The 19401-nt window shown below is 43.7% G+C and carries 17 protein-coding genes and 3 pseudogenes; 13 read left to right on the top strand and 7 right to left on the bottom strand.

The window, feature by feature from the left end; genetic code table 11:
- Nucleotides 1–63 precede the first annotated feature (63 nt).
- Nucleotides 64–480, bottom strand: coding sequence for a CBS domain-containing protein (locus tag OCV19_RS05365; RefSeq protein ID WP_017060213.1), 417 nt, complete (start codon nucleotides 478–480; stop codon nucleotides 64–66).
- 301 nt (nucleotides 481–781) lie between these two features.
- Between OCV19_RS05365 and OCV19_RS05360 the strand changes: the two genes are divergently transcribed.
- Together OCV19_RS05360 and OCV19_RS05355 are read left to right on the top strand one after the other, a co-directional pair.
- Nucleotides 782–1015 (top strand): hypothetical protein, encoded by a 234-nt coding sequence (locus OCV19_RS05360; RefSeq protein ID WP_048609358.1) that lies wholly within the window; start codon nucleotides 782–784, stop codon nucleotides 1013–1015.
- Nucleotides 1016–1193: 178 nt separating this feature from the next.
- On the top strand, nucleotides 1194–1490 hold the full coding sequence (locus OCV19_RS05355; protein WP_065675704.1) for a hypothetical protein: 297 nt from the start codon (nucleotides 1194–1196) through the stop codon (nucleotides 1488–1490).
- 98 nt (nucleotides 1491–1588) lie between these two features.
- On the opposite strand, the gene OCV19_RS05350 is transcribed toward OCV19_RS05355, so the two are convergent.
- On the bottom strand, nucleotides 1589–2575 hold the full coding sequence (locus OCV19_RS05350; protein WP_083994273.1) for a glycosyl transferase family protein: 987 nt from the start codon (nucleotides 2573–2575) through the stop codon (nucleotides 1589–1591).
- 167 nt (nucleotides 2576–2742) lie between these two features.
- Between OCV19_RS05350 and OCV19_RS05345 the strand changes: the two genes are divergently transcribed.
- A complete protein-coding gene (locus OCV19_RS05345; protein ID WP_065675669.1) occupies nucleotides 2743–3351 on the top strand; it encodes a TetR/AcrR family transcriptional regulator in 609 nt (202 codons plus the stop codon).
- Nucleotides 3352–3474: 123 nt separating this feature from the next.
- Nucleotides 3475–3969: a peptidylprolyl isomerase gene (locus tag OCV19_RS05340; protein WP_048609354.1), complete on the top strand. Its 495-nt coding sequence runs from the start codon at nucleotides 3475–3477 to the stop codon at nucleotides 3967–3969.
- A gap of 130 nt (nucleotides 3970–4099) precedes the next feature.
- Here the strand turns inward: OCV19_RS05340 and OCV19_RS05335 are convergent, their stop codons facing one another.
- Nucleotides 4100–4537, bottom strand: coding sequence for a c-type cytochrome (locus OCV19_RS05335; RefSeq protein ID WP_065675668.1), 438 nt, complete (start codon nucleotides 4535–4537; stop codon nucleotides 4100–4102).
- A gap of 192 nt (nucleotides 4538–4729) precedes the next feature.
- Between OCV19_RS05335 and OCV19_RS05330 the strand changes: the two genes are divergently transcribed.
- On the top strand, nucleotides 4730–5374 hold the full coding sequence (locus tag OCV19_RS05330; RefSeq protein WP_065675667.1) for a cytochrome b/b6 domain-containing protein: 645 nt from the start codon (nucleotides 4730–4732) through the stop codon (nucleotides 5372–5374).
- A gap of 16 nt (nucleotides 5375–5390) precedes the next feature.
- Nucleotides 5391–5819 (top strand): MarR family winged helix-turn-helix transcriptional regulator, encoded by a 429-nt coding sequence (locus OCV19_RS05325; protein ID WP_050622032.1) that lies wholly within the window; start codon nucleotides 5391–5393, stop codon nucleotides 5817–5819.
- A 137-nt stretch (nucleotides 5820–5956) separates the two neighbouring features.
- Here OCV19_RS05325 and OCV19_RS05320 read toward each other — a convergent pair whose 3' ends face one another.
- The 4 genes and pseudogenes from OCV19_RS05320 to OCV19_RS05305 form a co-directional block, all read right to left on the bottom strand.
- Nucleotides 5957–6823: a DMT family transporter gene (locus tag OCV19_RS05320; protein WP_065675666.1), complete on the bottom strand. Its 867-nt coding sequence runs from the start codon at nucleotides 6821–6823 to the stop codon at nucleotides 5957–5959.
- 110 nt (nucleotides 6824–6933) lie between these two features.
- Complete coding sequence (locus OCV19_RS05315) at nucleotides 6934–8031, bottom strand: alkene reductase (protein ID WP_065675665.1); 1098 nt, start codon at nucleotides 8029–8031, stop codon at nucleotides 6934–6936.
- A 14-nt stretch (nucleotides 8032–8045) separates the two neighbouring features.
- On the bottom strand, nucleotides 8046–8423 hold the full coding sequence (gloA, locus tag OCV19_RS05310; protein WP_017084654.1) for a lactoylglutathione lyase: 378 nt from the start codon (nucleotides 8421–8423) through the stop codon (nucleotides 8046–8048).
- A 254-nt stretch (nucleotides 8424–8677) separates the two neighbouring features.
- Nucleotides 8678–9613 (bottom strand): annotated as a pseudogene (locus OCV19_RS05305) (LysR family transcriptional regulator).
- Between the two features lie 157 nt (nucleotides 9614–9770).
- Between OCV19_RS05305 and OCV19_RS05300 the strand changes: the two are divergent.
- The 7 genes and pseudogenes from OCV19_RS05300 to OCV19_RS05270 all read left to right on the top strand — a co-directional run.
- Nucleotides 9771–11021 carry an OmpP1/FadL family transporter gene (locus OCV19_RS05300; RefSeq protein ID WP_065675664.1) on the top strand — a complete coding sequence of 417 codons (1251 nt, stop codon included), beginning with the start codon at nucleotides 9771–9773 and terminating at the stop codon, nucleotides 11019–11021.
- 674 nt (nucleotides 11022–11695) lie between these two features.
- Nucleotides 11696–12607 (top strand): hypothetical protein, encoded by a 912-nt coding sequence (locus OCV19_RS05295; RefSeq protein WP_139093563.1) that lies wholly within the window; start codon nucleotides 11696–11698, stop codon nucleotides 12605–12607.
- A gap of 631 nt (nucleotides 12608–13238) precedes the next feature.
- Nucleotides 13239–13850: a magnesium transporter gene (locus OCV19_RS05290; RefSeq protein ID WP_065675663.1), complete on the top strand. Its 612-nt coding sequence runs from the start codon at nucleotides 13239–13241 to the stop codon at nucleotides 13848–13850.
- Nucleotides 13850–14839: an efflux RND transporter periplasmic adaptor subunit gene (locus tag OCV19_RS05285; RefSeq protein ID WP_050646894.1), complete on the top strand. Its 990-nt coding sequence runs from the start codon at nucleotides 13850–13852 to the stop codon at nucleotides 14837–14839. Before OCV19_RS05290 ends, OCV19_RS05285 begins: the two co-directional genes overlap by 1 nt.
- Before the next feature lie 286 nt (nucleotides 14840–15125).
- Nucleotides 15126–15341 (top strand): annotated as a pseudogene (locus OCV19_RS05280) (alkyl sulfatase dimerization domain-containing protein); the annotation flags it as partial.
- A 572-nt stretch (nucleotides 15342–15913) separates the two neighbouring features.
- Nucleotides 15914–17386, top strand: coding sequence for a group II intron reverse transcriptase/maturase (gene ltrA / locus OCV19_RS05275; protein WP_139093562.1), 1473 nt, complete (start codon nucleotides 15914–15916; stop codon nucleotides 17384–17386).
- A gap of 111 nt (nucleotides 17387–17497) precedes the next feature.
- Nucleotides 17498–19258, top strand: a pseudogene (locus OCV19_RS05270) (alkyl sulfatase dimerization domain-containing protein); the annotation flags it as partial.
- Nucleotides 19259–19401 lie beyond the last annotated feature (143 nt).

The raw sequence follows: 19401 nt of genomic DNA, 5'->3' as shown, positions 1-19401 counted from the left end.
AGGCGCTAGTGCGCCTTTTTTCAATTGAGGGTATTGAGAAAAATAATCGTTCTTAACACGCTACTATACCTGATGTTTGAAGCATTCTTCCAAGTTCTTGCCAATTGCTCTCAAAACATCAGTTCTGGTGATAATACCCACCAGTTTTCGATTATCGATCACAGGGTATGCTTTAGGTTTTCCAACCTGCATCATGTCCGCCAATTCAATAATGGATAAGTCAGGGGACACCGACAGTACTTCTTGGTACATACAGTCACCCACAAGGTGTGTGTCTTGGCAGAAGTAACTGACCTTCACAAGTTTCTCGAGTAAATCCTGCTCTGAAAGGAAGCCAATCACTTGTTCGTTATCATCGATTACGGGCCCACCCATGTGGTGGCTGCGCATCACTTTATCTAACGCTAGACTTAACGGCATATCAGGAGTAAATGTCACAACCTGCTGCGTCATGTAATCTTTCACTTTAATAGAATGCATTGCGTTCTCCCTAAATACTTTGCGTCATATATTTTTCTATCTTGTTAAGTTAATTGTTGTCTAAAATCTTGATTTTACTAAATGGATTTCAACAATTTTATTGATAGGCAAAACCTAACAAGACAAAAAAGTGAGACAAACAAAGGGTTGAGCACGTTTTCGAACGCCAGAAAAAAGAAAAAAGAGCTCTTACAAAGCCTTACTTTCCCTTGCTTAACCTTACTTAGCCAAACTAGCCTGCGTAAATAAACCCTGTAATCTTCACCGCACTAATAATTAGAAATCCCGATTTAGGAAGTTTATGCAACACGACAACAACATGTACGCGTATGTTTATGCAGGTAACGACGGCACAGAAAACACACTCATCGCCACTATCGACAATCAAGAAAAACCGCTTATATCAAGCTGCGTTGATGAGATAAAACGCATGTCATGCTTAGCCATTGATTTAGCAGCAAAACACGACCTAAAAGTGAAGCTAGTGAAGTATCAAAGAGAACAAGAGATCGACTTCGGCCTATTCGTAAAATAGTGAATCCGACACTGATTTGGTTAATCACGAACTGGCAGCCACAGTAGCAATAGCAAAGCATTAGCAAGGGTAATCGCCGTGAATGGCTGCCGAATTCGACCTGACAAGCCTAACGGGCAAAGGCTATAATGATCAGACGGCGCCCTTGCCGATTTTCATTGTCCCAATACGGTTTACTATGTCTTCTCAAACCTCACCTAAAACGTATCTAACTAATTCCTTATCTAAGTTAAAAAGCTACTTTAGTGAATTATTGGATTTCCAATCACGCATTTGGGTGGTTCATATCTTTGAAGACTCTATTACCGATCAGTCGTTTGTGATTAATGAAGATGGCTTTAAAGAACCGCTAGAGTGGATGAAAAAACGTGATTACCAAACGAGAATGCTTGATCGTGTTGATAAGATGAAAATCTCACAGGTGATTGAGATTCAGTTCGAAGACAAAATGCATCGCTTGATGCGAGTGAAGTAACTCCATTGTTTGGACATTCACGAAAAGCCATTACTAGAAATTAAGCATAAAAAAGGCCAGCGCTCGCTGACCTTCTATCATTGGTTACAAACCACCATTTAACGCGCACAATACTCATGCCACAGACGCACCGCTTTCTGGTATGCCTCAGTTTTATCGTGCGTTTCCGCAAAGAGAATGGCTGTCATGCTGTCGACAACGGTATTCGCCATTAACGCCATCTCTTCAGCCGATGTGCCAAGTACACATTGACTAGGAAGTGGCAACTCTAGGTTCATCATCTCTTCCCAGTAGAACGATTCGACTTTGTCAGGGGAGCTCATCCACACCGTTTGGCTAACTTTAGGATTATATTCCGACTCACCGTTCATCCCTTTGAATGAAATCACCGAGCGGGATTTATTACCAATAACATGCTCAACTTCCGCATGAAGTTGTGGGAAGCCAGGATGGAAACTGCCACGCAAACCTAAACGACCACCACCAGGATTCAACGCACGAACTACCGTGTTAATTGGTGTTCTCAAACCGTAACGGTGTTTCCAACCAATCATGGTTTGTGCTTCGGGCGCAAAGTTAGCTAGCGGTAAATAAGCAATGCCGTCTTGTTCAAGAATCGACTTAGCATGTTCAGGGCTCTCAGCACTTTGCACACCGACATCTTGCAAATGGCTTTCAACGTGCGTCCTACCGCTCGGCTTATCCATATAGCCATGCATTAAGACTTTATAGCCATTGTCAGCGAGTATTTTTGCTGCCAACAAGTTCCAAGGCTTGCCACTGGCGTTATCGTTACGCTTACCTGCATAACACGGCCAATCAATATCAGCGCCTAAATCTGGCACTCGAGATTGAAACGCTTTTACAAAGCCAGCGATCTCTTCATTAGTTTCATTCTGCACACGAATCAGCATCAGTAGCATAGCCATTTGGTCGTCACCGACCTCTCCGCTTAAATACTCATCCATGATGCGGTAGGCTTGTTCGAACGATAAAGGCTTACGCCCTCTTTCTCCTCGTCCAACTGTACGAATACACTCTAAAATACTACTCATTGATTGTTTATTCTCTTCCGTTGATATCAATAAAATTCGAATACACTTTCGATTCTATGATACCCACAGTGCATTGCAAAGCGATTCAGTTGCTATCGACCGAATTACCAATACACGGATTGGTGTTCTAAAAGTAAACTTACTGGTGTAAAATTATCGTATGCAATGCTAACCGCGACATATTGAGTAGTATCCCGATGACTGTAAAAAAAACACTGAGCCAAAGAAAACGTGAATCGATCGTTGCCGCTGCTATCGCAGAGTTTACTGAGCGCGGCTACAAGGCGACCAGCATGGATAAAATATCGAGTCGCGCAGAAGTATCAAAGCGCACCGTATACAATCACTTTGCCAGTAAAGAACTCCTTTTAGATGAGATTCTAGACAGTATTTGGAGCAAAACTCTGGCCGCTACGCATTTCCCTTATCAAGCAGAACTGCCACTTGAAGAACAGCTTTCATCGATAGCCAATCAAGAACTTGAGTTACTTGAGTCTGAAGGCTTCATCGACCTGTCACGCGTGTTGTTCTCAGAGTATTTCCATAACGCAGAACTGGCGCATCAAGCGATGGAAAAATATTCCCAAGCAGAAAGTGGACTTACAACCTGGATTAAAGCCGCATTGGCAGACGGTCGTCTAATCGATCTTGACCCACAATTCGCCTCCACGCAGTTCATTGGCCTGCTTAAGTCTTTTGCGTTTTGGCCGCAAATCATTGGTCATGTGCCGTCACCGGATGCTGGGCACAAACAAGTGATCATTACTTCAAGTGTCGAGATGTTCCTTAAACAATATCAGGCGTGATTTTGGTGGTTGACGAGAATTCAACCACAATAAAACCATCACTAGTATCTGCTGTTATTTTCCCTATACTGCAACCCACTTTCGTCATTACGACTCAGTAAAACTTCAACTTTAGGTAGCCCTATGATTACTTTCACCACCAACTTTGGCGATATCGAGATTGAACTGAACCTTGAAAAAGCGCCAGTAACGTCGAAAAACTTCCTTAAATACTGCCAAGACGGTTTCTACGAAGGCACGACATTTCACCGTGTTATTGAAGGTTTCATGATTCAAGGTGGTGGTCACACTATCGACATGACAGAAAAACCCACTCGTGCACCGATCGTCAACGAAGCAAACCGTGGCTTGAAGAATGTGATTGGTTCTGTGGCAATGGCTCGTACTGATGCACCACATTCTGCAACGGCGCAGTTCTTCATCAACCTTGATGACAACGATTTCCTAGATCACACCTCAACAACCAATGCTGGCTGGGGTTACGCGGTATTTGGCAAGGTTTCAGCGGGTATGGATGTGGTAAACAAAATCGCTGTCGCACCAACAACCATTCGTTGGGGACACGAAGATGTGCCTTGCGAAGATATTGTGATTACTAAAGTCACCATCAACGAGTAATTCATTCACGTCCTTTCCCGCCCCTAGTGCATTCGAATTGATAGCACAAAGAAAAGAAGGCTGTGCGATAGGACTATGGTGGTAAGGGTTCGACTTTACCACCTGTATTCAAAGCTCGTTGTTAAAATCGTTACCAACGAGAACGATAAGTACGGTGACACCCTTTGCACGTCTTATTCGCAGAATTTAACCCTTGCTCTGCACTCGACAAGTCTTGTTCAACACTCGCCTGATACAGCTCTGCAAAACCTTGATTCATCTGTAACATCAGTTGATTGAATTTCTCAGGCTTACTCCAAATCTCCTTCTTGGCCTTACCCCCTTTGTCAGCTTCAGCAAAACTCGCGTTCAAGACATCACCATGTTCCACCAACATTTCACTTAACTCGCCCACCTTCAGCCAATCCACGTCACTGTTATTCAATTCTGAATCGACTTGTTTACTGACCTCTTCAATAGAGCTAAAAGCCTGTTGACGATTATTTACAACATCCGCTGCGGCGGCAGAGATCATAGGCAGAGCAATCGTTGGTAGTGCGATGATTAAAGCGATAGTGAATTTTTTCATAGTGTCATTCCTAGTGATTAATTGACTGAGTGATTTCTTCGTTAATTACTGATTGGTTTCTTAGTGAATTACGACTTGATAATTCAACCGTAATCGAAGAGATGCATTTAATTTACACAACAATAGTTGCGTGTGCAACTATTGTTGTGTAAATTATTACCATCAAGCAAATTTACGAACAGGAAAAGCATTATGAAAATCTGGGATCTACCAACTCGACTTTATCACTGGCTTCAAGCCGCACTCTTTATTGGTCTTGCTGCATCAGGATTTAACGGACAAGGCCCCCATGTTTACTTGGGCCTCGCACTGTTCAGTCTGATTTTATGGCGCTTGGTTTGGGGAATCGTCGGCAGTGATACCAGTCGTTTTTCTCAATTCATTAGCTCACCGAAATCGGCTTGGAATTACTTACGTGGAAAGGCTCGCCCAAAACCGGGACATAATCCGTTGGGTGCCTGGATGGTGATAGGAATGATCACGACTCTGTTTATCCAATGTATGACAGGGCTTGTGATTGCTGGTTTCTTTGATGCGATCCCAGGCTCGGAACTCGTGATTACTGATGCAATATTCGATGTGTTATGTGCGGTGCATGGCATTGCCGCTCGCATGTTAGTGGTCTTTGTCGTGCTGCACTTGGTGGCCATTATCATCTACAAACTGCGTTCAAAACCGCTGGTTCTTGCCATGATCACAGGCAAACAAAACCATTCAGCGTCAACGGATTATTTCAGAAATAGCAGTCAATTGGCTTTTTCATCAAATAGGAAAGCGTTGTTGGTGCTAATTGCATCGGTATTAGTTACGATGACAATAGTTGTAATATCACAGTAAAATTAGGTAGCGAAAGATGCCAGAAGAGTTTGATAGACAAAAAAGCTTTGGTTGGATGATCAATGTGATCGCCAATAAGTCGACCAAAGATTTCGACACGGAATTGAAAGAACATGGCTTAAGCATTGCTCTATGGCCAACCATGATGTGTCTTTGGGAAGAAGAAGGTGTGACTCAGCGTGATATTGCTGCGAAATCCAAAGTCGAGAATTCAACAACGACACGCACATTAGACAAGTTAGAAAAGCTTGAACTGGTCGAACGCAGAGCCGATCCAAACAGTCGCCGTTCTTTCCGAATTTACTTAACGGAAAAAGGCAAAGCACTTGAAGAACAACTCGTTCCTATCCCAGTTCGTTTAAACAAAGAGTTGATGAACGAGTTAGATGCTGAAGAACAGCAACAAATGCTCAAGCTACTTCAGAAAGTAGTCGCGGCAATCTGATCTTACCGCGTTCACTGCTTACCTAGCTTACCTAGCTTAGTGCTTAGTGCTTAGTGCTTAGTGCTTAGTGCTTAGAAATTATTACACTCTGAACGTGTATTGAAAAACAACCCACACTCGGCCTTGCGCCGAGTGTTTTATTTTCGTCTCGACCATTTGATATAGCAAAACAGTGAAGCAATGATCACCGCCCCACCGAGCAGCTTCTGCATCTCAACACTTTCACCAAGCACACTCACACTTAACAGCAGCGTCCACACAGGCTCAAGAATCATGATCAATGCCGCCACTTCCATGTTCACGGAGTGCTGACCGACCGTTTGCAGCAAGTAACGAATAGACGTTGCGATCACCGCAGAGACAATAAACCAGAAGACTAAGGTTTTGGTGATTTCGAACTCCGGCTGAGCAGTCATAGAAGTAAAGGCTAAACCACTCACACCCACCACAAACAGTTGCACACAGATTGATGCGATAGGCTTGATATTGGTAATCACACGCTTGTTCATCACAAAGTGCACGGACAACAACATCGATGCTAACAAGAAGTAAATCTGACTTTGCTCAACATGCCAGCCGTTGCCCAGAGTCAGCAGAAGCATGCCAATAATTGCGATCGGGAAAGACATCCAAAACGCACGATTAGGCTTAACTCGAAACAAAATCCAAGGCACAAACGGTGCAATGATCATGGCTAAGCTCATGATGAATGCCCCTTCCGACAAGCTTTCCGTCACTGAAACCGCAAACACCCATACCTGCAATGAGGCAGACAACAACAAACCCACGCCGCAAAGAGACAGAATCTGCTTAAGCGAAAGCTTACGAATATGGTGAATACAAAATGGCAGAAGAATAAGACTCGCGACGAGGAATCGCACACCAATAAACACTGGCCCAGGCATTTCTAATACCACCAGCTTAGATGCAATCCATCCCACCCCAGCTAGCAGGGTGGCAAATAGAAGGTAAAGCTCTCCGCGCATCGCTTTCACGTTCATCATTTTACTTGGTCCAATAACAAAAAAAGCAACCCGACTCTGCAAGGTTGCTTTTTATAAACATTCAACAGGATCGAGATACTATCTCAATACTCTGCTTCAGGCAGCTGTTTTTAGCCTGCGTATTCAGGGTAATCCGTTAAACCTTTTTCAGCACCACCGAACAATGTGTTTGGATCGTGCGCCGCAAGTGGGTAACCATTTTGAATACGAGCTGGTAAATCTGGGTTAGCAACAAATGGACGACCAAAACCAACCATGTCACTTACGCCTTCAGCAACGGCTTTTTCGCCACGCTCGCTATCGTATTTACCCGCATAAATAAGGACACCCTCGTAGGCTTCACGAACTGCCGCTTTAAATGCTTTTGGCGTTTCAGGTGCATCGTCCCAATCAACTTCTGCAATGTGCAGGTAAACAATTTTGTATAGGTTAAGCAGTGCTGCACCAGCTGTGTAAGTCTCTACTGGTGTAGCGTCAACCGTACCATTCAACGATGTGAATGGAGCAAGGCGTACACCAACACGGTCAGCACCAATCGCTTCAACCATAGCTTCAACCACTTCACCTAGAAAACGTAAACGGTTTTCAATTGAGCCACCGTATTCGTCAGTACGGTTGTTTGCTTCAGAATCGATGAATTGGTTGATTAAGTAACCATTCGCGGCGTGAAGTTCGATACCGTCAAAGCCTGCTTCAACCGCATTCAAAGCCGCTTGGCGATACTGTTCAACCACTTCTTTGATGTCTTCTTTCGTCATTTCACGAGGTTCAACCACATCAACAAAGCCCGGTTCATCAGTGCCGTTATCGATGAATACTTTTACGTTTTCTGCTTTAAGTGCAGAAGACGAAATTGGCTGTTCACCACCAATGTTATCTGGGTGTGTTACACGGCCTACATGCCAAAGTTGAGCGAAGATAACGCCATCTTTTTCATGTACGGCATCAGTCACTTTTTTCCAACCCGCAATCTGCTCGTCAGAATAGATACCTGGAGTCCAAGCATAGCCTTGACCCATAGGTGAAATTTGTGTGCCTTCTGCAATAATCAAACCTGCAGAAGCGCGTTGAGCGTAGTAAGCCGCCATCATGTCGTTTGCTGAATTACCAGGTTGCGTTGCGCGAGAACGCGTCATCGGTGGCATAACAATACGGTTTTTAAGCTCGATATTACCAAGTTGAATTGGTTGAAATAGTGCGTTTGTCATTGTTATATCCTCGATTAACCTAGTTGAATCAGTTCGATTTGGTAGCCGTCTGGGTCAGTAATAAAAGCGATATGAGTTGAACCGCCTTTCACTGGACCCGCTTCGCGAGTGACGTTGCCACCTAGCGATTTGATCTTGTCACATGCTGCGTAAATATCTTCTACACCCAATGCCAGATGACCAAACGCGCTGCCCATCTCGTACTCATTCGTATCCCAGTTGTATGTTAGCTCGATAGTCGTGCCGCCTTGCTCGTAGCCAACAAAAACCAATGTGTAGCGGTAGTCTTTGTTTTCGTGGCGTTCAAGTTCCTTCATTCCCAATACCTTGGTGTAGAACTCGATAGACTTGTCTAAATCAGTAACTCGGATCATTGTGTGTAGGAATTTCATATTTCGCCCTTGATGCTTTAATCTCAGCCTCGTCGCATAAAGCTAACTCGTCGTATGAAGCTAAGTAGTGTTCGTTGAGGTTAACCTTGAGGCCACCTATTTCTCTGTTGCTGGGTATATTACTGAACACACACAAATCAATGAAATTATTAAATATTCTCATTTTAATAATTTTTGTTATTAACATATTATCTAGTACCAACTAAGCGACACAAAAAAGGGAAGCCAATGCTTCCCTAGAATTCAACTCTCAATTAAAACCGTAGTCGCCTATCTTTAAGCGCCTTCGACATTGAATCTGATGTACTGATGACTTGTTCTCTGAACCATTTATGAGCGGGATCGCTATTCTGCTTCTTCAACCAAATCAGGTAATGAGACATCGGCTGATATTCAAAGGGGGGCTTGAACAGCTGTAAACTTAACTTTTCTTGGAACTGCACGGCCATAGATAAAGGCACCACAGTGATGTAATCGGATTGGCTACACAGCAAGATATTACTGAACAGCGAGCGTCCATGAAACACGATTTTACGCTGGGACAGATCCAAAGAAGTGTAGTGATTCAAACTTCGAACTTTGCGTCGTGTTCTGTCTAATACAGCATGCTTTTCACTTAGGAACTGGGCTTCGCTGATTTCACCTTGAATTCGTGGATGATCAGCTCGACACACGATCACAAACTCGCCTTCATAAAGTGTTTCACTGACGATACTTGGGTGTTCAGGTACCACAATATCGATCATCGCATCGAACTCTTACGTCAAAAGATCTTCGTAAATGCGCTCATCATTGTCTGGTTGATCAAAGACTTCCAGCGACAAGTTTTGATTGGGAAGCGCCGCAAAACTATTGAGCAGCACCCACTGTAAGTGCTCAGGCGCAGAGATCACAAACTTCCGCTCAGAGGATTGCTCATCAAAATTAGCCATCGACTGAAACACACCATTGAGTTCATTGATCGGCGCTTTAATTTGTTCATACAAGCTTTGCGCATAAGACGTAGGCGCAACACCTCTGCCTTTGCGAACAAAAAGCTCTTGGCCAATCTCTTTTTTTAGGCGGGCTAATGCGGTACTGATGGTCGATTGATTGGTACTGAGTTGATCCGCAGCCTTACTTAAACTGCCCTGCTCCATCACCGCAGAAAACACGGCAAGTAGATTGAAGTTGGGGATGTCGTTGCTCATAGATCATGCCTTTATTCTGGATAGTACTTTCGTTTATCTACAAATCTTATCCTATCGTAAATACGATACTATGAAATGTTAATTCGCTATTTTTTGACCCAATTTGTGAGACTACTATCAGCGCCCTAAAAACTGCTCCCAAAATAGGTTCTATTCCATGAAAAAACACGCACTTGCCATTGTAGTGTCAACGCTTTCAACTCATGCAATGGCGGCTGGCCCATTGCTTCCTGAATTAGGTTCATTGAACGCAAGTACTGCAGGAGCTGGTACCGCAGCTCTAGCAGAGAGTGCGTTAACAGCTTGGACTAATCCGGCCGGCATGTCTCAACTAAAAGAAACCAACGTTACAGTAAATGCTTCTATTTTAGACACGACATTTGATTACTCTGATCAAGGTTCAACAGGCCCCGCATTTTCAAATGGGGAGAACGCAGATGGCGGCACAACAACCCCAACAGGCAGTTTCTACTTTGTCACACCAATCAACGATCAATTCCACGCAGGCCTTTCAGTTGCATCACAGGGTGGTTCCGGCGTTGATTATGGTGACAATTTCCACGGTGGTAATCTATTAGAAAACGTGGAGTTTATTACCGTACAAATTGCACCAGCTATATCGTACAAAGTAACTGACAAGTTTGCTGTTGGTGCTGCCATCAATCTGGAATACTTCTCAGCAAATGGCGAACTCGATGTCTTTCCGGGAGTTCTCCCAACGATTGGAGAGGGCAAGCTTGAGGCCAATGCCGACGATTTTAACGTAGGTTATACACTCAGTGCCTTTTACAAATTCAACGAAGCACATCGTATCGGTTTGATTTATCGCTCTGAAATCGCGCACTACGGTGAAGGCGATGTAAAAACAACGCAACCAGGATTCAAAGGCAATATCGTCAACATGGATGTTGGATTAGATTTCATCATGCCACAACACGTTCAAGCAAGTGGTGTTCATGCCGTTAATCCGCAGTGGGACATGCTTTGGAGTGTGACTTGGTATGACTTATCAACTTGGACAGACCTAACGCTAGACCTGAACAACGCACCAATTGAAATCGTTCAACGTGATTTTGATGATGTATGGAATTTCGCGATCGGTACACACTACCAACTTAATGAACAATGGCGATTAGAAACCGGAGTGAGTTACGAAACCTCACCGCAAGATGATCCGACAAAGGTATACATGGACCTCCCGGTAAGCGACATTTGGCGCTATGGAGTCGGTGCGACCTATCAAGTAAACGACAGCTGGCAAGTGCGTGGTTACTACGATTACATCGACTTAGGTACACCAAACATTGATTACACGCTCGACCTTGCACCTTCGCTAGGTAACCTTAACGGTCAATACAAGAGTTATGCACACTACTTTGGCTTACAAGTGAACTATCGCTTCAAGTAACATTCAGCCTTGAACAACACTAACTCAAATAAGAATTAATTTTAGTCATCTGGCTAAATCTATATTACTTACCTGAAATTTTTAACTAAATATTAAGCTTAGTGCCCTGCGCGCTAAGCTTTTTTATTTGGGCTAAGCATTTCAATTAATTTTCTTTCTGCTCTCAATCGACAAGTCATTTATCGCCGTTTTGATTTGCATTGATTATCAACCTAATAAACCCAACAAACAAGGGCTTATTGTCTCATTTTTCGTGACACTGTTTCACAGTCGCTTTCAGCTACTTAGTAAAGCTCTTTGTCTTTTTCACAGCGCAGGCTGAAAATTGTGCATTTAGCAAAACACTGTTCTTTCAACTAAACCTATTAATTTTCGAGCGTTTTAGGCTTCAGCCCTTATTCAGCCTAATGAAGAGGTTTGGAGGAACGCTTTCTCCGCTCGCTATTTTCCTAAAGAACGACCAGCACATTAGTTCAAAAAGCAGCCCTTTATTTTTATAAAACTCACTACTAATGAATAAAGATCATTAGCTATCGTATTTGCGATGATTACAAAACGAAATATTACGTAGATTCATATTATTCACATCTTCTATATTTCCCGCCAACGAATAAACACTTCATGACTGTGAAGATGAAGTGAATGCCAAACAAGTTATGACTAAGAGTATAGATATGCTTAAAATTAAAAAGAGTTTCCTTTCTGTTGCCATTACTGCAGCAGCATTACTTTCAACAACAGCAAGTGCACAAGAAAAATTATCAGTACAAGAAGCGGCAAAAAAATCAGCAAACCCAGTATCAGATGTATGGATGCTAATTACTCAAAATGATTATACTTTTCTAGAAAAAGAAGATGGTCACCATGAGATGCAAAACCGCTTCAGCTTTCAACCAGTAATGCCTGTACCTATCATGGATGGTGAATGGAACTTGGTGAACCGTTTGGTTGCCAACCACTACAGTTCACCAGGCGATCGTGAAAACGGTGATTTCTTTGAAGGACGTACAAACGGTATGGGAGACACTGTCTTTCTATCAATGGCTGCCCCTAACCGTGATGATGGGTGGATTTGGGGTGTTGGTCCAACGATGATCATGCCAACAGGTACTGATGGTTTAACGCAAGATAAGTGGCAAGTCGGCCCTGCAGCAATGGTCGCTCGCCTTGGTAAAGAAACAGGTAATCCAACCAGTATTGAAAGCTGGAACGTTGGTTTTTTAGCTCAGCAATGGTGGGACGTGGGCGGCAGTGACAGCGTTACTGAGTCAACCAATCAAGCGGACATCCAGTATTTCTTAAACTATCGTGTCAGCAACACCGCGTTAATTGGTATGACACCTAATATTCAAATTGATTGGACAAAAGACGGTTCCGACCAATTTACTGTACCTATCGGATTAGGCTATATCGATATGTTTAAGGTTGGGCCAATGCCAGTTCGTTGGGGTGTAGAACTTCAATATTACGTAATGAAACCAGACGCAAATGTTAATACAACCAATCCAGCTGAGTATGTGCCATATGCACCAGATTGGAACCTGAAATTCTTTATTGCTCCTGTTACATTAAACCCGTTCAAATAATCGATTAAAATCCCCTACAGGTTGGTCTAATTTATTTAATATTTTAGGCCAGTCTTTTTAGCACTTTTCATCGACTTCTATGATCCAAACCAAGTTAATGAACAATGTTTTCTATCTGTATATGAGCCTTTTCAAATAAATCGACCTACCGATTTAGAGTTATAACTACTAATCGTAATTACGATATTATCAAATCGTAATTCTAGGTAGATACTGGTCAAAACTCTTCCTATTATCCTGCTAACAAATCAATTATTAGCCAAAACAGAATGCTGACAAATGTTTTACTTTGGTATGTCAATTGTCATGGAAGAGCCCCTCGATTGCCGAGGTAATACACGTAATAAAGACAGTCGCTGAAAGAAGCACGAATATTAATTCGAACGCCTCATAGCCATCTAATTTACGTCTGCTGACAAATAATAAAGATTGATTTGTAGAGGAGCATATTCGCTTCTTGATACCGAGAATCGGTTGTCTAGACTGAGCAATATCACTTTAAATATCATCTGTTACTTTTGTTTATTATGAGCACCAATCTACCCACATAATAGACATCTACTTTTTAAGATGTCATTTAAGGTGACTTCTAGGCTGCAAATTCTCTCTTCTTATTGATGTAGGTTGAGATATGAACTTTATAAAAATCGTTTTCCAGAAGATCTGGGCCGTTGTGATGGTCTTGATTAAATTCTGCCTGTTTATGGCGGTAATGTTTGCTGGCGCATGGGCTCTTGCACCGTTAGGCACTATCCATTCTAAAGACATCGACATGTCTCAATTCAACAACCATCCCAATGAAATGATGATGAACTTCTTCCAGATGGAGTACTTCTCTGGTTACTTGTTCTCAGTGACAATTGCTGTGGTATTAGCCGGTGTTTACGGCATGTGGCAGTTGCATGAACTGGGTGTGCATAAAGCAAAAGAGCACAAAAGCGCTCACGTACAAATCGTGTTTGCACTGTCACTTTGTGGACTGTTCATCAGCAAAACATTCTGGGTTATCGCCTTGGTTATCGCATTGGCGAACTGGAAACATATTGGTCAATCACTGAGTGATGTTATTCGCCGTGGTGTTCAGCCTAAACAAGATGCGACCAATACAGAGACAGCCGCAGTCCACGTATCATCTGAACAACCGGTAACAGAGCCGTCTGCAGTAGAGCAATCTTTAAAAGAACAGGCTTCAGAAGAAAAGACTCCAACAACACCATCCGCTACAGAAAAAGAGGTCGCATAATGAAAGAGATGATGATTCCATACATCCTAATTGTATGGTCACTGTTTGCGACAGGCGCACTTAAGAAGAACTTCAAAAACTATACCTGGGCTGCCATTGGCGGTGTAACGATTCTTGCGGTATTAGCGGTAATCTCTCGCTTGTGGGCACCCGTTGATTTAACCAACTCAACCACAGTGAAAGCACCACACGCAGTGATGTCACCAATCTTTGGCCAGCAGATCGACCAAGTACTTGTTGAGCACAACCAAATGGTTAAAGAAGGCGACATAATCTACACGCTCGTCGACATCGATTCTGCCGCAGACAAAGCAAAGATCGAATCTTCAATTGTTCAGAAAGAAGAAGAGATCAAGCAAATGAATCGCGACTTAGAGCGTGCTGAAACGTCACCTGAAATCTTCAATATGCGTGACGTAGAAAAGTACGACTCTGATCTTCGAGTGCTGCACGCTGAACTTGTGTCGTTAAAAGCCGATTTACAAAAAGTAAATTGGGCGCAAGAGAAAAAGACCATTAGAGCGGAGTTTGACGGTCAGGTTTCGATAGTGAATATTGCTGAAGGTTCTGTTATGGGTAACATGCACCTCTACAACACCAGCAAAAAATTCCTTGAGATGCGCATTTCAGACCAAACTTATGGTTATGTTCAAGTAGGAGACTTCGCTGAGTTCTTCGTTGACGCATACCCAGGTCACGTGTTCCGAGCAAAAGTACACAGCTTTAATGCCGGTACTGGTGAGTCGAGCATTTCTCCACTTCAGGGGCCACAAAGCGTCGGTCAACACGTAGTAAGAAACGGCAATGGTTTAGGTCGTACTATCGTACTTGAGATCATCGAACCAGAAGGTTACAACATCCCTATTGGTTCAACTGGCGCGGCTTGGATCTCGGCTGAGAAGCCGCATCCGTTCTGGGGCTTCATCGATGTAATCGGCGCAGCAACGGTTCGCCTACAATCTTACAAGTCTTACTTAGGTGCTTGGTAAGTACTGAGGTTCTCGGTAAGTATTAAGATTCTCGGTAAACACTTATATAACAGCCATTAGTTCCAAATTAAATGCCCTGAATTTCAGGGCATTTTTGTATCTGTCACAAGCCCCCACTTACTAATTGATTTAGATCAAGATAAATCGCCAATACAATCATTAGATAAATAAATCATCGAAAAAACGATATATCGATATCCTATTAGCGCGTAGATAGCGACCTCTCCCACCTCTATTATTTGACTCAAGAAATCCAATTCCTGTATCCAAACATAAGGTCACGACCATGACTAATACATTCAAAAAAATGGCGCTTCCTGTTGCTATCGCGAGCGCTCTATTTGCTTCTGGTTTTGCATCTGCAACGCCAACTCTAGAAGCGACATCGAAAGTAGGCCAAGAACTTCAGACAGCAAATGCTGCGCAATACCAAAACATTGACCTTGATGCTCGCTACAAGAGCGAGGTTCTATTCGAACACAAGTCAAACATGTTCTGGGGCGTGCGACGTGAGGTCGTATGAAGCGCTGTTCACCGCTTAATGTGTGAACCATCTGTATCACCAGATGAACCTAGGACTCTGAATAAAGTAGCGAGTCTGACAATGTAACGAAGATTGGTCATGCACCAGTCGGGATCTAAATCGTGAGAGGACGATCCTCCTGATAACCACAATCGGGTGAGTGCTAGGTAGTCAGTATGATGAACATAAGTGAATCCGCGTAAGGTGCGTTATACGATGAAACAGCGGAAGTGGTTAATACGCTGTAGCCAAAAGGCATGAGAGTCGGAAAGAGATTGCCCCATGCTCTTTCGTGATCAATGAACTCTTCGCACCATAGCGGGCATCTACCCTGATATTGCGCGACATACGGAACACGGTAAGCCTGTATCACTCCCTCTGGGAAAGCCTATGTGGCCGATAGTGGTGCAGGTATAGGAGGTTGGAAAAAGCGAAGGCTGCATTGTAACGATGCAGATACAGACTTATATCTGGTCACGAAAGTGAGCCTACTTCTGACTGGTCTCCCGTTGCGAGAGAATTTGAAGAACTTTATTCAAGGAGAAATGCAAATGATGATTTCAAAAGAGATTAGTGCCTCTCCTGACAGCGTTCAATGGCAGTCAATAGACTGGAAATCCGTTGAATCGCATGTATTAAAGCTTCAGATGCGTATCGCAAAGGCAACTAGAGACGGTAAACACGGAAAGGCGAAAGCCTTGCAGTGGTTACTGACTCATTCTCGTTCAGCAAAACTTCTTGCTGTTAAACGAGTTTCTCAAAACAAAGGCAGTAAAACGCCTGGAATAGACGGTGTAATCTGGAATACAGATACACGCCGCATGAAAGCAGTCAATCAATTGAGCAGAACGGCATATCAAGCCAAACCACTCAAGCGTATCTATATCCCCAAAAAGAATGGCAAACTTAGGCCATTAGGCATTCCATGCATGATAGACAGAGCGCAACAAGCACTTCACCTATTTGCATTAGAGCCTGTGTCAGAAAGTCTTGCCGACCCTAACAGCTACGGTTTTCGACCAAGGCGCAGCACTGCTGACGCAATCGGACAGTGTTTTATCTGCTTGAGTCAGAAACGGTCAGCACAATGGGTTCTCGAAGGGGACATCAAAGCCTGTTTTGACAAAATCGGGCATCAATGGCTTATGGACAATGTTGCTGTTGATAAACGTATGTTGGAGCAATGGCTAAAGTCTGGTTTTGTAGACAAAGGGCTATTTTATGACACCGATGAAGGCACACCTCAAGGTGGGATTATATCTCCAACCTTGATGTTGATTACGCTCTCGGGTCTCGAACAGCGCATTAAGTCTACCGCACTCAAAAAGGGTGCAAGAGCTAACTTTATTGGATACGCCGACGATTTCGTCGTCACTTGCGCTTCAAAGGAAGTGCTGGAGAACGATATCAAACCGTTGATTGCTGACTTCTTAGCGGAAAGAGGCTTAACATTATCCGAAGAGAAAACGCACATTACTCATATCAACGATGGCTTTGATTTTCTTGGGTTCAACCATAGGAAGTACAAAGGGAAACTGCTCATTAAGCCGAGTAAATCCAATACGTTGATGTTCTTAAGTAATCTACGTGAACTCGTCAAAAAGCACGTAACCCTGCCAGTAAATGATCTTATCAAATTGATAAATCCGAAACTCAGGGGATGGTCGAACTATTATCGACACTGCGTGGCTAAACAGGCCTTCGGATATGTAGGTCACAAGCTATTTCATACGTTATGGCACTGGGCTAAAAGGCGTCATCCAACAAAGTCTAAAACTTGGATCGCTCTAAAATACTTCATCAACCGAAAAGGCCAATGGCATTTTCACGGTTGGCAGAAGATCATGGATATGGATTGCCAGTTCAATCTCTTCCAAATAGCTAAAGTGCCGATAGAAAGACATGTGAAAATCCGAAGTGCAGCGACACCCTTTGACCCTCTTTACCAAGAATACTTGGTTAAAAGAAAAGCCAAAAGGCTAGCTCGTAACTCTTGGAACGAACCTGCTTCGACTGCTTTATAAGTTGCTGGGTATCATTTGATGCCTTTGTGGAGGCTTGAGCCTAGTGCAGTGAAAGTTGCACGCTGGGTTCTAAGGGAGACGGCACTTGGTAACAAGTGTCGTCCACCCGACAAAGGCGAGCGCATCCAAGTTGTTTCGAAAACGGGCGACTCACTGGCTTACACTGAAGAATCTGATCACGTTCATCCAATCCTAACCAAGCATGGTCGTAAAATGGACCAAGCAATCATTAAAGTGGATGACAACGTTTACCTTGGTTACGGTTTCGGTCTAGATACACCAGTAATGATCGAAGGTACGGACGGCATCATCATTGTTGATCCAGGCGAGTCGGTAGAAATGGCTCAATCGGTTAAAGAACAGTTCCGTCAAATCACCGACAAGCCGGTTAAAGCCATCATCTATTCTCACAACCACATCGACCACATCTCTGGTGTGCGTGCATGGGTGACTGATGAAGAAGTAGCATCAGGCGAAGTAAAAATCATCGCATAAGAAGGCCTAACCGCAGCAGTGGCTAACTGGTCTTCAAACCTAGGTACTCTATTTGGTCACCGTACTTCTTACACAGGTGCTAAGCACGTAGAAGAAGGTGAGCACGGCACAGTAAACGACGGCCTTGGTCCGCGCTTCATGCAAGGTGCTATCTCGTTCATTGAACCAAACCTGCTGGTACCAAGCCAAAGCCACATTGAAATTGAAATTGCTGGCGTTAAGATGCACATCGAGAACGTGCCATCTGAAACTAAAGATGAGTTAGTGGTTTACTTCCCAGAGCAGAAAATCCTGCACGCGGCTGAAGTACTTCAAGGTGAGAACTTCCCTAACCTTCACACCATCCGTGGTACTAAATTCCGTGACCCATCAATGTGGTTCAAGGGCATCGACGTAATGCGTAAGTTCGACACTGAGATCATGATTAACTCTCACGGTCGTCCTGTTGAAGGTAAAGAAGCGGTATCTGACGTATTAACGGCCTACCGTGATGCGATTCAATACACGCATGACCAAACAATCCGTTACATGAACAAAGGTATGACACCAGACGAGCTAGTTGAAGTGGTTAAACTTCCTAAGCACCTTGCTGAGCACCCTTGGTTAGGTGAGCACTACGGTACCGTTGCACACGCCGTTCGCCAAATTTACGTAGGTTACAACGGTTTCTTCGAAGCGGATCCATGGCAGCTAGAGCCAATGGCTTACGAGCAACGCGCTAAAGCATTCGTAGAGATCATGGGCGGTCGTGACAACATCATCGACACAGCAAAAGCGGCGATGAAAGCAGAGAACTACACCTTTGCAGCAGAGATTCTTTCTTACCCAATCACGGTAAACAAGCAAGATATGGAAGCTCGTGAGATGAAAGCACAAGCTTACAAAGCATGGGCTGCAGACCAAGTGAACATCAACTGGCGTAACTGGGCGCTTAACGCGGCGGCTGAACTAGAGAACAAACGTGACTTCTCTAACATGATCAGCTTCGCTTCTGTTGACGTTCTTACTGCGCTACCAAGCAAGCAGATCTTCGACATGATGACTTCAACGCTTATCGCAGAAAACTCGTTAGACGTGAACATGATGCTAACGTACAACTTCTCTGATACGAACGAAGCATTCACTATCGAAATTCGCAACGGTATTGCTCAGTTACACGAAGAAGCAGTGAAAGGCGCAGACGTTCAAATCAACACCACTCGTGCAGTATTGAACCAAATCTTGATTGCGGGTCCAAACGCTCAACAAGTGATTGGTACCAACCTACAGTCTGGTGCATTCAAGTTCTCGAATGGCGACATCAAGGGCTTCGGTCAATTCATGAGCTACTTCGATAAGCCAATGACTCCAGAAGAGATCATGCTCATCGTTCGCTAATAGCGAGTTCGAACGGTCGCTCTTCGGCGATAGCTCTTCGATGATAACTCTTCGACGATAGCGTGTTAGTAAACAATCACTAACACACTATCAACCAATACGCTGACCGCTTCACATGGACGACAAACAAATACAGGGACCCT

The sequence above is a fragment of the Vibrio celticus genome, assembly GCF_024347335.1.
GTDB lineage: Bacteria > Pseudomonadota > Gammaproteobacteria > Enterobacterales > Vibrionaceae > Vibrio > Vibrio celticus.
The sequence above is the reverse complement of the archived record's forward strand: the minus strand, read 5'-3'. Positions and strand labels throughout refer to the sequence as shown.